11 protein-coding genes are annotated in these 14,206 nt (G+C 27.0%); 10 read left to right on the top strand and 1 reads right to left on the bottom strand.

Translation table 11 applies throughout. From position 1 onward, the window contains the following. The first annotated feature begins 5 nt into the window (after positions 1-5). The 4 genes from ACKTSI_RS03490 to ACKTSI_RS03505 all read left to right on the top strand — a co-directional run bounded on the left by ACKTSI_RS03490 (position 6) and on the right by ACKTSI_RS03505 (position 5,394). Positions 6-1,607 carry a CTP synthase gene (locus ACKTSI_RS03490; RefSeq protein ID WP_068472441.1) on the top strand — a complete coding sequence of 534 codons (1,602 nt, stop codon included), beginning with the start codon at positions 6-8 and terminating at the stop codon, positions 1,605-1,607. A 297-nt stretch (positions 1,608-1,904) separates the two neighbouring features. Beyond that, positions 1,905-2,684, top strand: a complete 780-nt coding sequence (locus ACKTSI_RS03495) for a type III pantothenate kinase (RefSeq protein WP_288980813.1) — start codon at positions 1,905-1,907, stop codon at positions 2,682-2,684. A gap of 1 nt (position 2,685) precedes the next feature. Continuing rightward, positions 2,686-3,639, top strand: coding sequence for a tRNA dihydrouridine synthase DusB (gene dusB / locus ACKTSI_RS03500; protein WP_201275863.1), 954 nt, complete (start codon positions 2,686-2,688; stop codon positions 3,637-3,639). Positions 3,640-3,654: 15 nt separating this feature from the next. Next, complete coding sequence (locus ACKTSI_RS03505) at positions 3,655-5,394, top strand: flavocytochrome c (RefSeq protein ID WP_407863097.1); 1,740 nt, start codon at positions 3,655-3,657, stop codon at positions 5,392-5,394. Between the two features lie 30 nt (positions 5,395-5,424). On the opposite strand, the gene ACKTSI_RS03510 is transcribed toward ACKTSI_RS03505, so the two are convergent. Further along, a complete protein-coding gene (locus ACKTSI_RS03510) occupies positions 5,425-7,272 on the bottom strand; it encodes an ATP-dependent helicase (protein WP_407863098.1) in 1,848 nt (615 codons plus the stop codon). Between the two features lie 82 nt (positions 7,273-7,354). Between ACKTSI_RS03510 and ACKTSI_RS03515 the strand changes: the two genes are divergently transcribed. The 6 genes from ACKTSI_RS03515 (at position 7,355) to ACKTSI_RS03540 (ending at position 14,167) form a co-directional block, all read left to right on the top strand. Further along, positions 7,355-8,074, top strand: coding sequence for a tRNA1(Val) (adenine(37)-N6)-methyltransferase (locus ACKTSI_RS03515; RefSeq protein WP_407863099.1), 720 nt, complete (start codon positions 7,355-7,357; stop codon positions 8,072-8,074). Continuing rightward, positions 8,058-8,897 (top strand): 16S rRNA (cytidine(1402)-2'-O)-methyltransferase, encoded by an 840-nt coding sequence (rsmI, locus tag ACKTSI_RS03520; RefSeq protein ID WP_407863100.1) that lies wholly within the window; start codon positions 8,058-8,060, stop codon positions 8,895-8,897. The genes ACKTSI_RS03515 and rsmI overlap by 17 nt, the downstream gene beginning before the upstream one ends. Continuing rightward, on the top strand, positions 8,898-9,683 hold the full coding sequence (gene udp / locus ACKTSI_RS03525; RefSeq protein ID WP_201275867.1) for a uridine phosphorylase: 786 nt from the start codon (positions 8,898-8,900) through the stop codon (positions 9,681-9,683). Between the two features lie 205 nt (positions 9,684-9,888). Further along, entirely contained in the window at positions 9,889-10,932 is a 1,044-nt protein-coding gene (locus ACKTSI_RS03530) for a DUF1015 family protein (protein ID WP_407863101.1), read from the top strand. 9 nt (positions 10,933-10,941) lie between these two features. Continuing rightward, a complete protein-coding gene (locus ACKTSI_RS03535) occupies positions 10,942-12,759 on the top strand; it encodes an aminotransferase class I/II-fold pyridoxal phosphate-dependent enzyme (protein ID WP_407863102.1) in 1,818 nt (605 codons plus the stop codon). A gap of 70 nt (positions 12,760-12,829) precedes the next feature. Continuing rightward, positions 12,830-14,167 carry an MATE family efflux transporter gene (locus tag ACKTSI_RS03540; protein ID WP_407863103.1) on the top strand — a complete coding sequence of 446 codons (1,338 nt, stop codon included), beginning with the start codon at positions 12,830-12,832 and terminating at the stop codon, positions 14,165-14,167. Positions 14,168-14,206: the final 39 nt, after the last annotated feature.

A 14,206-nucleotide genomic window follows, 5' to 3' on the forward strand; every position in this document is an offset into this window, starting at 1 on the left:
ATATGATGAGCAAATTTATTTTTATTACTGGAGGAGTTGTTTCAGGAATTGGTAAAGGAATATGTGGAGCGAGTTTAGGAAGACTTTTAAAGGATAGAGGTTTTAGTGTTTTTATGCAAAAATTTGACCCATATATAAATGTTGACCCAGGTACAATGAGTCCTTATCAACATGGGGAAGTTTTTGTAACAAAAGACGGCGCTGAAACTGATTTAGATTTAGGACATTATGAAAGATTTATAGATGAAGAATTAACTCAAAGAAGTAATGTAACTACAGGAAGAATTTACAGCGAAGTAATTCAAAAAGAACGTAGAGGAGATTACAATGGTTCAACTGTTCAAGTAATTCCACATATTACGGATAGGATAAAAGGATATGTTTATAAGGCAGCTGAAGAAAGCAAAGCTGATATAATTATAACTGAAATTGGCGGTACTGTTGGAGATATTGAATCTTTACCTTTTATCGAGGCGATTAGACAAATTCATGCTGAAAATAAAAAAGAAGATGTATTATTCATTCATACTACTTTAGTTCCTACAATTCCTGGTTCTGATGAATTAAAGACAAAACCTACTCAACATTCTTTTAAGGAGCTTATGAGTCAAGGAATTAAAACTAATATTATTGTAGTTAGAAGTCCTGAAAAAATTTCTGATGAAATTAAAAATAAGATTAGTCTTTTCTGTGATGTTCCAAAAAGTGCTATCGTTCAATCTGAAAATGTTGACTTTATTTACGAAGTACCAGTTAAATTACATGAACAAGGTTTAGATGATTATGTTTTACATAAACTTTGTTTAGAAGGAAAATCAATTAAGAGTAATTGGAAAGAAATGATTGATTCATATAAAAATGTAAAATCAGAATTAGAAATTGGACTTGTTGGAAAATATGTTCAATTACATGATGCATACCTTTCAGTTTCACAAGCATTAATAGATGCAGGTTATAAAAATGCTCACAAAATTAATATTCATTGGATAAATTCTGAAGAAGTTACAGAAGAAAATGTTAATGAAATATTTAAAGGACTTGACGGAATTATTGTTCCAGGTGGATTTGGTGGTAGAGGCATTGAAGGAATGATTGCTACAAGTAGATACGCAAGAGAAAAGAATATTCCTTATTTTGGAATTTGTCTTGGAATGCAAATCGCAATCATTGATATTGCTAGAAATGTTGCAGGACTTGAAGGAGCAGATTCAACGGAGAAAGACGATACTACAAAATATCCTGTAATTGATTTAATGGAAAGTCAATTTGATGTTGAAAATATTGGTGGAACTTTAAGACTTGGAAATTATGACTGTAAACTTTTAAAGGATAGTAAAGCTAGAAAATTATACAATGCAGAAATTATTCAAGAAAGACATAGACATAGATATGAAGTCAACAATAAATTTAGAGAAGAACTTGAAAAAGCTGGAGTTATTTTCTCTGGAATAAATCCTGAACTTGACCTTGTTGAAATTATTGAATACACTGGTAGTAATTATTTTGTTGCTTGTCAATTCCACCCTGAATTTAAGTCAAGACCAAATAAAGTTCATCCTTTATTTGACGGATTTATTCAAGCATCAATAAACAATAAAAATAAGTAATATTCCACGATTCTTTGTATCAGGTGGATACATGGTAACTTTTTTGTTTTATAATTAGATTTTAAAGATAAAAAGCAGATATTATAGGAAACTTTAATGTCTGTTTTTTTAATAAATTTTTTCTATTTATTATTTTTATTTATTAAAATTTTTGGTAGTGTCAAGTTTTTTGTACTCTTGGTCTCACATCAATATTGTATCATAACAAATATTATGGAAAGGCGATATTTTTATTATTGTATAAATTTTAAAAAAATGCTATTATATAGTATATAAGTTTAATTTTTGGAGGACTTAATGTTACTAGTTATAGATGTAGGAAATACAAATATTGTTTTGGGTGTCTATCAAGAAGATTCTCTTATTTGTGATTTCAGACTTAATACAATAAAAAATAAAACCAGTGATGAATATGCTTTGTCTATTACAGAGATACTTCATGCTAATAATATAAAAAAATCTGAGATAGATGATGTTGTTGTAGCATCGGTTGTTCCTGATGTTATGCATTCAATAGAGAATGCTATAAAGAAATATTTTAATTTAAAGCCTATGATTATAGATGATAATTGTGATTTGGGACTTGAAATAAATCATGACAATCCAAGAACGATTGGTGCTGATAGAATTGTAAATTCTATTGCAGGGATAAAAAAATATGGAGTTCCTTTGATAATTATTGATATAGGAACGGCGATTACTTTTGATGTAGTTGACGAAAATTCAGTTTACCAAGGGGGAGCTATTATTCCTGGAATTGGAATTTCATCAGAGGCACTATTTTTAAAGACTGCAAAATTGCCAAGAGTTGAACTCTACAAACCGGAAAAAGTTGTCGCAAAAAATACTATGGATAATATAAGAGTTGGAATGGTAATTGGTTATATCGGACTTATTGAAAAGTTACTTGATGAAACGGTAAAAGAGATGAATTTTGATGTTTCTAAGTTAAAAGTTGTTGCAACCGGTGGCTATTCAACTTTAATTACCAAAGGTATAGATAGAATTGATATTATAGATAAGAAACTTACGCTTGACGGTATGTTGGAAATATACAAAATGAAGAAGAGGACATAATATGCTTAATGGAGATATTTTTTTAGCTCCACTTGCCGGAGTTAGCGATGTTGCTTTTAGAATTTTGGCAAGTGAAATGGGTGCAAGTTTGACTTTTACAGAAATGGTTTCTATAAAAGGTTTATATTATAATAATGATAACACTTCAATCATAACATATATTGATAAAAGAGAGGGTCCTGTCGGATTACAAGTTTTTGGTAGTGATGAAAAGATTATGGAAGAAGTAATACAAACTAAATTTAATAATAGAGATGATATTTATCAGCTTGATTTGAATTTAGGTTGTCCTGCTCCGAAAATTGTAAAAAATCATGAGGGTAGCTATTTGATGAAAGAGCCTAAAAAGGTTAAAAATATTGTTTCAACTATGGTTAAAAATTCAAAAGTTCCAGTAAGTGTTAAAATACGTTTAGGATTTGATGATAAAAATAAAAATTTCTTGGAAGTTGCAGATGCTATTGTTGAAGCCGGTGCATATATGATAACTCTACATGCCAGAACAAGAGAAATGTTTTATTCTGGAAATGCCGATTGGAATGATATAAAAGTTTTAAAGAATCATGTTCCAATAAAAGTTGTTGGAAATGGTGATGTTTGTAGTGTTGAAGATTATGTAAGAATGAAAGAAGAAACCGGAGTTGATGCTGTTGCAATAGGACGTCACGCTCTTGGTAATCCATTTATTTTTAAACAAATCAAAGATTATAATCTATCAAAAAAATATTCTTCTCCAACCCTCGAAGAAGTGATTGATACGATAAAAAGACATTATAAATTAGAACTTGAATTTAAGCCTGAAAGAATAGCCATAAGAGAAATGAGAAAAAATATTTTGTGGTATTTAAAGGGGTTTAAAGGTTCAAACAAAGTAAAAAATACAATAAATACTTTGAACGATATTGACGAGATTTTTGATGTATTAAACGAATATAAAAATAATTGTGTTTTGTAAGATTTGGAGGATATTATGAAAAAATTATTTAGAAGTTTATCATTTTTACTTGTTTTTGTACTATTTTTAACTTCTTGTAAGTCAGCTGTTAATGGAACTTATGAGGGAAAAGCAAGAGGACATAATGGAGATGTTGTGCTTAATGTAAGTTTTGAAAATAGTAAAATAAAAAATGTATCATTGAAGGAAAGTGTAGAAACTGAAGATGTTGGAAAACTTGCCATTGAAAAATTAATTCAAAAGGTTAATTCGGGAGATTTTAATTTAGACGAAATTACCGGAGCAACTTATTCATCAAAGGCATTTGTAAATGCGCTTGCAGATGCAATTAAAAAGTCAGGATTAGATTATAAAAAAATCTTAAAAAATAATCCTGTAATGAATGAAAAATTTGAAGTAAAAGAAATGAATACAGATGTTGTTGTAGTCGGCTCAGGTGGTGCAGGATTAATTTCAGCAATAAAATCTAAACAAGCAGGAGCAAATGTTGTAATCATAGAAAAATTACCTTTAATTGGAGGAAATACTCTGATTTCCGGTGCGGAATATTCAGCTCCAAATAATTGGCTACAAGAAAAAGAAAATATAAAAGACAGTGTTGATTTATTTAAAAAAGACGTAGAAAAAGCCGGAGGGGATAAGGAACTTATAGATGTCTTGGCTAATAATGCTCTTGACGGTGCAAAATGGCTCAGAGATGATGTTAAGGTTGAATGGACAGATGAACTTATGTTCTTTGGAGGTCATTCAGTTAAAAGGTCTTTAATTCCAAAAGGACAGTCTGGAAAAGAATTAATAAATAAATTACATGCAAAAGCTGAAGAATTAGGAATAGAAATTTTAACAGAAACAAATGCTTTTGAACTTTTGACAAAGGACAATGTAGTTACAGGCGTTAAGGCAAAAATAAAAACCGGGGAATTAATAATAAATGCAAAGTCTGTAGTTTTAACAACAGGAGGCTTTGGTGCAAATAAAAAAATGCTTTATGATAATGATAAAGAGGTTGATGATAAAATTCTTTCAACAAATTCTCCGGGCTCAACGGGTGATGGTATAAAAATGGCACAAGCCATTGGAGCTGATGTTGTTGATATGAATCAAATTCAATTATATCCGGTATGTGATGTTGAAACTGGAAAACTTTTATATACTGGAGATACAAGACTTGCAGGTGGTGCTATAATTGTAAATAAAGAGGGCAAGAGATTTGTTGAAGAATTAGGAACAAGAAGAGAAATTTCAATGGGAATTAAAGCTCAAACAGATAGCATTGCTTATCAAATTTGGGATGAAGATTCTATGCAAAAATCAAAAATCTTACCTACTCATGAAATTGAATATAAAAATTTAATTGAAGGTAAAAAACTTTGTAAAGTAAATTCAATAGAAGAAATGGCAGAATTTTTTGGAATAGATAAAGAGAATTTAAAAGAAACAATTAAGCAATTCAACGAAGATTCCGAAAAAGGAAAAGATACTTTATTTAATCTTAGAAGATTAGGTTTTAAAGTGGAAAAAGCACCATTTTATTGTCTAAAAGCAGTTCCTGCAGTTCATCATACAATGGGTGGACTTAAGATAAATAAAAATGCACAAGTTCTAAATAAAAATGGTGAAGTTATAAAAGGATTATACTCAGCAGGGGAAACGACTGGAGGTATTCATGGTAAGAATAGATTAGGTTCAGTTTCAATTGCGGATATAACAGTTTTTGGAATAATCGCAGGAACAAATGCAGGAAATAATAAATAATAAAGCACAAAAAGGAGCGTCAGCTCCTTTTTAATTGTTCTTTTTTAGTTCGTTGTAAAAAATTGACGGTTCTACAGGTAGATTATTCCTTTCCTTGATTGTGAATAAATATAGTCTTTTCTTTGCTCTTGTCATTGCAACGTAAAATAGTCGCCTTTCTTCTTCTAATAACTTTTCATCAAATGAATTCAATACGCTTTTTTGTGGGAATTCTCCGTCTATAAGGTCAATGATAAATACATTGTCGTATTCTAAGCCTTTTGATGAATGTATTGTTGAAATGGATATATTTGAATTTGAATTTGATGCATTTTTAAGTAATTCTTTTAAATTGTTCAACTTTTCTATGAATTCGTCAAAGGTTTTTAAATCTTTTGATAAATATTTTATTAAATCGAAAATTAAATTATAATTTAGATTTGAAAAATCATTGAAATTATCTAAATAATCGCCATATCCAATTTCATATAAAATACAATCAATTTTATCTTCCATTTTCATACGTTTTATTCTTTTGAAATTATTTCTTAAATCGCTGAATTTTCTCAAATAAAAATCATTTAATTCTTCCAAGTCAAGTAAACTTTCCAAAACGCATTGGTTATAAGGTTTATATTCTAATTTTGAAATAAAATCTTTTTTTATATAAGCGTTCAATTTAAAATAAATTCGCTTAAAAACTTCTAAATCAGTTGTGTCTTCGGAAAATAGTAAAATATTTTTTACATCATTTAAAATTCTATTTGAATAAAAATCGAATCTATTTTCCTTTATGAAAAAGTCAATATTTTCCTTTCTAAACATATCTGCAATGTATAAAGATGAGATATTATTTCTATATAAAATTCCAATAGTTTCATTCGGGTTGATTTCAGAAATTTTGTTTAATAACTCTCTTGCTTGTATTTTTGCGTTTTTTACCTTAAAAAGCATTATCTGTGAACTTTCTTCAGTTGTATGTTTTGAAAATTTTTCGTATCTAATTTTATTTCCTTGAATAATTTTATTGCTAATTTTTATTATGTTTTTTGTAGAGCGAAAATTTTTATCCATAAAAAATATTTTTGAAGTTGGATAAATGTTTTTAAAATTCAAAAGATTTTCAGGACTTGCACCTCTGAAACTGTAAATTGATTGGTCGTCATCTGCAACTACAAATATATTATTTTCAGGAAATACAATTTTTTTTATAATTTCAAATTGGAGAGTAGAGGTATCTTGTCCTTCGTCAACTTGAAAAAATTTATATCTATTTTTAATTGCCTTTAAAAGTTTTTTATCCATTGAAATATATTCATTTGCAAGTATGAGTAAATCGTTGAAATCCATAAAATTATTTTGAATTTTCATTTCATCATACAAATTATAAAGCTTTAACATTAAACTTCGATTTGAAATAAAATGATTTTTCTTGATATATCCTTCAAAGTCAAACATTTTATTTTTTACAAAATCATAAATTGAGAAAAAGTCATTTATTTCTTCATCAGTTAATTTTTTATAATTAGTTTGAAAATATGCTCTTTTTAAAATTAAATTTCTATTAAACTCGTTATTTCCTTCAATTAAAGTCTTTTTAATATTTCTAACTTTCATATAATTTCTAACAATCTCATAACAAAAAGCATGAATTGTTTTAAAAGTTATTTTTCCTTTAAAATCAGGGTTTTTGGTCAAAAATCTTCTTTCCATATCAATACCTTGAGCTTTACTAAAAGTTATAGAAAGTATTTCACTTGGTTTTACATTGTAATTTTCAACTAAATTTAAAATTCTATTTAATAATACAGTCGTCTTGCCTGAGCCGGGAACTGCTAAAATTAAAGCAGGTCCTTCAAAATGGTTAATAGCATCGACTTGTTGATTTGTAAAATTCATATAATCACCTTAATATATTCTATCATAAAAATAATTCCTTTTAAAGCGTATTTATGGTAAAATATAAGTCGGAGGTTGAGATATGGAGAAACATTTTATTCCTAACACTAATGGAGTCATATTTGCAAATAAAAATAAATTTTCTTTTAGCATTGATTCAATTTTGTTGTCGCATTTTGCAAATGTAAAAAAAGATAAAATTTTAATAGACATTGGCGCAGGTACCGGAATAATAGGTCTTAGAATTAATTTTTTAAATAGTTTAAAAGAGGTATATTTGATTGAAATTCAAGACGAAAATGCAAAACTTATTGATTGTAGTATTTCTGAAAATAATTTAAAAAATGTTAATCTTTTACATAAAGATTTAAAATTATGCTATGAAGATTTTGAAAATTCCTCTGTTGACTATATCGTTTCAAATCCTCCTTATAAGAAAATAAATACGGGAATATTAAATGAAGATGAAAATTTTTTGATTTCAAGATATGAATATTGTTTGAAATTAGAGAATATTTTAGATTTTTCTTATAAAAAGTTAAAATATAACGGGAAAGTTTTTTTGATTTACAGTATGGAGCGTTTGGTTGATGTTTTGAGTGAGTCAAGGAAATTTAAGTTAGAACCTAAGAGAATTCAATTCATTTCTACAAATGTAGATAAAAAGCCACATTTATTTATAATTGAATTGGTAAAAAATGGAAATAGCAATTTATTTGTTGAGGATAATCTTTATATTTATGAAAAAAATGGAGATTATACCGATAAAATTAAGGAGATATATTATGGAAAGAATTTCTAATATTTATTTTGTTCCGACTCCAATAGGAAATATGAAAGATATTACCCTTAGAGCCTTGGAAGTTTTGGAAAAAAGTGATATAATTTATTGTGAAGACACTAGAAATAGTTCAAATCTATTAAAATTTCATAATATAGATACTAAACTAATATCATATCATAAATTCAATGAGAGTGAACGCGTTGCAGAGATAATAAACAATATAAAAAATGGCAAAATAGTTTCGATTATTTCAGATGCAGGAATGCCGATAATAAATGACCCCGGTTTTGTGATTTTACAAGAGGTTATAAAAGAGGGGATTGCTTATGAAATTTTGCCTGGAGCTTGTGCGTTGGTAAATGGAATTTGTGGAAGTGGTTTTGATACAACAAATTTTGTTTATTTGGGTTTTGTTCCAAAGACAAATTCAGAAAGAGAAAAATTCTTTTTAAACTTTAAAAAGATGAATGTTACAGGTATTTGTTATGAAACGCCTCACAGACTTTTAAAAACTTTAGAATTTTTATATAAATTATTTGGAAATATAAATGTTTGTGTGTGTAGAGAGCTTACAAAACTTTTTGAAGAATATAAAAGAGGGAGTTTAGAAGAAGTTATTTCTTATTACAAAGAAAAGGGTGTAAAGGGAGAAATAGTCCTTGTAATTGAAAAAATTTCTGAAGATGAAAAAGAGATTGATTTTGAAAAAGAAATATTAAATTTTAAAGAAGAAGGTTATAGCAATAAAGATATTGTAAAAATGTTAAAAAATAATTTTAATATATCAAAAAATGAGGCCTATGAATTAGTGTTAAATTTTGAAAATAAGGGGGAAATATAAGTGTCACAACAATTATTAAAAGAAAAACAATACCATATTGATATGAAAAGTGGAGATGTAGGAAGATATGTAATCTTACCCGGAGACCCAAAAAGATGTAAATTAATCGCAAAATATTTTGATGATGCAGTTTTAGTTGCAGACAACAGAGAGTATGTAACATATACAGGATATTTAGAAGGCGAAAAAGTTTCTGTAACAAGTACAGGAATAGGTGGAGCGAGTACATCAATTGCAGTTGAAGAATTACACAAAATTGGAGCAGATACATTTATTAGAGTTGGAACTTGTGGCGGAATAGACTTAGAAGTGGAAGCTGGAGATTTAGTTGTTGCAACTGGAGCGATTAGAATGGAAGGAACTTCAAAAGAATATGCGCCAATAGAATTTCCTGCAGTTGCAGACTATGAAATTGTAAATGAACTTTCAAACGCTTGTGCAAAAACAGGATACAATTACCATGTTGGAGTTGTTCAATGTAAAGATGCTTTTTATGGACAACATCAACCGGAAAATAAACCGGTTAGCTATGAGCTTTTGAATAAGTGGGAAGCGTGGAAAAGACTTCATACAAAAGCAAGTGAAATGGAATCATCAACACTTTTTGTTGTTTCAAGTTATCTAAACACAAGAGCTGGTTCAATATTTTTAGTTGTAAACAATCAAGAAAGAGTTAAACAAAATCTTTCAAATAATGTAATAGAAGATACAGATAGAGCCATAAGAACAGCGATAGATGCTCTTAGAAATTTGATTAAAAAAGACAAAGAAAAAGCAAGTAAGTAAAGTTAGAATATAACTTTAAAATTAAATAGAAGAAATTAATTAGATATTGATGATGTGTCAATATCTTTTTTTGTTGTCTAGATATAAAATGTAATTTGTGATATACTTATGTTGGAATTTTTTTGAAAAATTGAATTATAAATTAATTTTGTAAAAGAATTATATTTTATTGTTAATTTATAATTCAATTTGTTTTGGAGGTTTTATGAAAATAAATTCGTTAAAAAATAGTTTTATAAATATATCTCAAAATCTATATGATTCTGATTTCATTAATCTTGCAAAAATTAATGATGGAAAGATATGTTTTGATAATGACACTTTATTTCTTTCAAAGAACAGTAAGCAAAAATTAAATGCTCAGCCGTTAGAAAGTAATAATAATTGTATTTATGTTTTTAAATATTTTGATTCTTATGGAATTCTTGCAGATTTAGCAATAGAAGAATATGTTTCAGAGAAAATTAAGTGTCACGAACTTGTTTTACCTGATGTTATTCAAGGCATGATTGCTAATTATCATATATATAATTCTGAAACGGCACCAGTTTTTATTGCACATAAGGAAGAAATTGATTACAAAAAAATTATTGAAGAAAAGAAATATATAAAAGAATATCATTTTAAAAATATTGATTTATATGTTTATTCCGGAGATGAAGCGAAGAAAATTTTAGATAAATTTTCTGATGTTGAAAGAATGTATGTAGCAGATGGACATCATAGATTATATACATCTTCAATGTTGAAGAATAAAAAAACAGTATTTTCTTGTTTTTTAAGTTTTTCACAAGTTACAATTTCTCCAATTCATAGAGTAATTAAAAATATTGATGCAACTTCTTTTGAAAAAGCAAAGTTATTTATGGATAGTTTTTTAGAAGTTTTTGACGATGCTGAGCTTAAAAAAGGATTTGTTAGAATAACTTATCAAGGAGATTCTTTTATTGTAAAATTAAAAGATACAGAAAATGATTTGTTCTGGAATAATGATGTTTTTAGAATGAATACTCAAATTATTTCAACAGCGTTTAGAATTTTAAATTTTTCTAATGTTGATTATATTGGAGATACTGATATAGATTTTGCTAAAAAAAATCTTGGAAAAAATGATGTTTTAATTGAACTTTGTCCACTAGAATCTGATGAATTTATGGAATTAGCTAATGAAGTTTGTGTTTTACCACCAAAATCCACTTTCTTTATTCCAAAATTTCCATCATTTTTAGTTTTTAAAAAATATAGATAGAGGTGTAAAATGCAAGCAGTTATATTAGCAGCCGGTCTTGGCAGTAGGTTAAAAAAATTAACGGAAAACAATACAAAATCTATGGTAGAGGTAAATGGTATTTCTCTAATGGAAAGAATGCTTAGAATTTTAGATACAAAATCTCTTTCAAATATCGTTGTTGTTACCGGATATAAGAGTGAATTTTTTATTAATTATATAAAATCTTTAAACATAAATACTAAATTAACTTTTATAAATAATGAAATTTATGATAAAACAAATAATATTTACTCAATGTATCTTGCAAAAGATGAGATGATAAAAGAAGATAGTATTTTACTTGAATCCGATTTAATTTTTGATGATAAAATGATTAGTGAACTTCTAGAAGATAATCGTGAAAATTTGGCTTTAGTAGCAAAATACGAACGTTGGATGGATGGAACTTGTCTAAAAATAAATGAAAATGAAGAAATTTTAAATTTTATTCCGGGTAAGGAATTTAATTTTGGTGATGCTGACAAATATTTTAAAACTATAAATATTTATAAATTTTCTAAAGAATTTTCTAAAAATATTTATTTTCCGTTTTTAGAAGCATATATGAGTGCAAATGGTAAAAATGATTATTATGAGGCTGTTTTAAAGACAATTATTGATTTAGGTAAAAACCATATTTTTGCAAAAGTAATTTCAGATGATATTAAGTGGTATGAAATTGATGATGAGCAAGATTTAGATATTGCCTCTTCTATTTTTTCTAGTGGAGATGAAAAACTTTCTAAGTATCAAGTTAGATATGGAGGTTATTGGAGATATCCTAAATTGTTAGATTTTTGTTATTTAGTAAATCCATATTTTCCACCTAAGAAAATGATAGACGAATTAAAATATAATTTTAAAGTTCTATTGGAACAGTATCCTTCAGGACTTGATGTTAATTCTAGACTTGTAGCTAAAATTTTTGATATAAAAAAAGAAAATATAGTTGTTGGTAATGGGGCAGCTGAGCTCATAAAGTCTGTTATAGAAAAAATTGAAGGGAATATTGGATTTATCAGACCGACTTTTGAAGAATATCCTAATAGACATAACTCTGAAAAGTCAATAGTATTTGTTCCAAACCATGATAATTTTTCATATACAGCTAAGGATATAATTGAATTTTATTCTGATAAAGATATTGAGGCTTTAGTTCTTATAAATCCTGATAATCCAACCGGAAATTATATATGTAAAAAGGATATTTTCACTTTAATTGATTGGGCTAAATGTAATGGTATAAAATTTATTTTAGATGAAAGTTTTGTTGATTTTGCTGAAGAAGAAAATCCAACTTTCTTAAATGATGAATTTTTAGCGTTATATAAAGATTTTATCGTTGTAAAAAGTATTTCAAAATCTTATGGAGTTCCTGGAATTCGTCTTGGAGTAGTTGCAACTTCAAATTCTGAGTTAGTTTCAATGATAAAAAAAGATGTTTCTATTTGGAATATAAACTCATTTGGAGAATATTATTTGCAAATATATGATAAATATAAAAAAGTTTATGCTAATGCTTTAGTAGAAATAAAAAATGCTAGAAGAATATTCTTAAAAGAATTAAATGAAATTGAAGAATTTAGAGTTATTCCATCTCAAGCGAATTATTTTACTATTGAATTGAAAAAAGGAACTTCTAAAAATTTATGTTCAAAAATGTTAGAAGATTATAATATTTTTGTTAAAGACTTAACTTCAAAAATTAATTTAGAAAATAGGGAATTTATAAGAGTTGCTGTAAGAAATATTGAAGATAATGAAAGTTTTATTTTTGCAGTGAAAGATTATTTTCAAAAATTATAATTATAAAATACAGTAAAAAAATATTAAAACACGTTTGAATAGCGTGTTTTAATATTTTAATAGGAGAAGTATGAAAAATGATATGACTCAAGGTAGTATATTTAAAGCCATTTTAAGTTTTACTATCTTTATATTTTTAGGAAATTTATTTCAACAACTTTATAATATTATTGATTCACTTATTGTCGGAAATGTAAATGGAGAAAATGCACTTGCATCGATTAGTGTAACCACTCCAATAGTATTTATGTTTATAGGGTTATTAGTTGGAATTTCAAGTGGTTTTGGAATAAAAATTGCTCATGTTTTTGGAGCAAAAAAATATGAATTATTAAAAAAATATTATGCAATGTCAATAATGATTTCTTCGATTTTGGCTGTGTGTATGATTGTTATATTACTATTAGCAAATAATTTAATATTAAGTTTAATAAACACTCCAAAAAACATATATAATTCAACTTATGTATATGTATCCATTATTTATATTGGAATTTTACCAACAATGTTTTATAATTTATGTTCTAGTACATTAAGAGCTATTGGAAATAGTAGAACACCACTTGTATTTTTAATGATTTCATCAATATTAAATATTGTATTAGATATTCTTTTTGTATATTTTTTGAAACTTAATATAAAAGGAGCGGCTATTGCTACTGTAATTTCTCAAGTATTTTCGGTTATTATTTCATTTTTATATATATTAAAAAAATATGAATTTTTTAGAATTTCAAAAGAAGATTTTAAACTAAATAAAAAAATAATTTTGGAATTGTTAAAACAAGGTGTTCCGATGGGACTTCAATTCTCAATTACTGCTTTTGGAACAATGTTTGTACAAATGGAGTTAAATAAATATGGTACGGAGTATATTGCAGGGTTTGGAGTTGCAGGGAAAATACAAGGCATAGTTTTGCAACTTTTTATAGCATTGGGTGTTGCAGTTGCTAATTTTGTTGGACAAAATTTTGGAGCTAAAGATTTCGAAAGAATAAGAAAAGGAATAAATTATTCTGTAATTATTTCTATAGCATTTAGTATTTTTGCAATATTTTTGATTAGTTTTTTAGGAGATTTTTTTGTAGAAGTTTTTGTTCCGACAGCATCAAATACGATGAAAAAATCATCTTCAATATATTTTAATTGTGTTATGTATTTTTATCCTTGCTTAGCTTTATTATTTATTTATAGAAATGGATTACAAGGATTTGGACGCTCCGGTTTATCTATGCTGGGTGGACTTTTTGAATTGTTTGCAAGAGTAGGAGTTATATTATTGATAGCAAGTAGTTATGGATATTATGGAGTTTGTTTTTCAGACTCATTAGCTTGGGTCTTTGCGTTGATTCCATTAGTTCCATTTTTCTATAAAGTATATATAGATGAAAAGAAAAAATTTGTATAAAAGATATAAATGTGATATACTGAAATGTGTTAATATTGG

The sequence above is a fragment of the Parvimonas parva genome (assembly GCF_045866535.1).
In the GTDB taxonomy this organism is placed as follows: domain Bacteria; phylum Bacillota; class Clostridia; order Tissierellales; family Peptoniphilaceae; genus Parvimonas; species Parvimonas parva.

What these genes read in the sequence shown, in the direction of transcription:
- ACKTSI_RS03490 (WP_068472441.1), top strand. Translation starts at nt 6, where the DNA reads ATGAGCAAATTTATTTTTATTACTGGAGGAGTTGTTTCAGGAATTGGT.
- ACKTSI_RS03495 (WP_288980813.1), top strand. Translation starts at nt 1,905, where the DNA reads ATGTTACTAGTTATAGATGTAGGAAATACAAATATTGTTTTGGGTGTC.
- dusB (WP_201275863.1), top strand. Translation starts at nt 2,686, where the DNA reads ATGCTTAATGGAGATATTTTTTTAGCTCCACTTGCCGGAGTTAGCGAT.
- ACKTSI_RS03505 (WP_407863097.1), top strand. Translation starts at nt 3,655, where the DNA reads ATGAAAAAATTATTTAGAAGTTTATCATTTTTACTTGTTTTTGTACTA.
- ACKTSI_RS03510 (WP_407863098.1), bottom strand. Translation starts at nt 7,272, where the DNA reads ATGAATTTTACAAATCAACAAGTCGATGCTATTAACCATTTTGAAGGA.
- ACKTSI_RS03515 (WP_407863099.1), top strand. Translation starts at nt 7,355, where the DNA reads ATGGAGAAACATTTTATTCCTAACACTAATGGAGTCATATTTGCAAAT.
- rsmI (WP_407863100.1), top strand. Translation starts at nt 8,058, where the DNA reads ATGGAAAGAATTTCTAATATTTATTTTGTTCCGACTCCAATAGGAAAT.
- ACKTSI_RS03530 (WP_407863101.1), top strand. Translation starts at nt 9,889, where the DNA reads ATGAAAATAAATTCGTTAAAAAATAGTTTTATAAATATATCTCAAAAT.
- ACKTSI_RS03535 (WP_407863102.1), top strand. Translation starts at nt 10,942, where the DNA reads ATGCAAGCAGTTATATTAGCAGCCGGTCTTGGCAGTAGGTTAAAAAAA.
- ACKTSI_RS03540 (WP_407863103.1), top strand. Translation starts at nt 12,830, where the DNA reads ATGAAAAATGATATGACTCAAGGTAGTATATTTAAAGCCATTTTAAGT.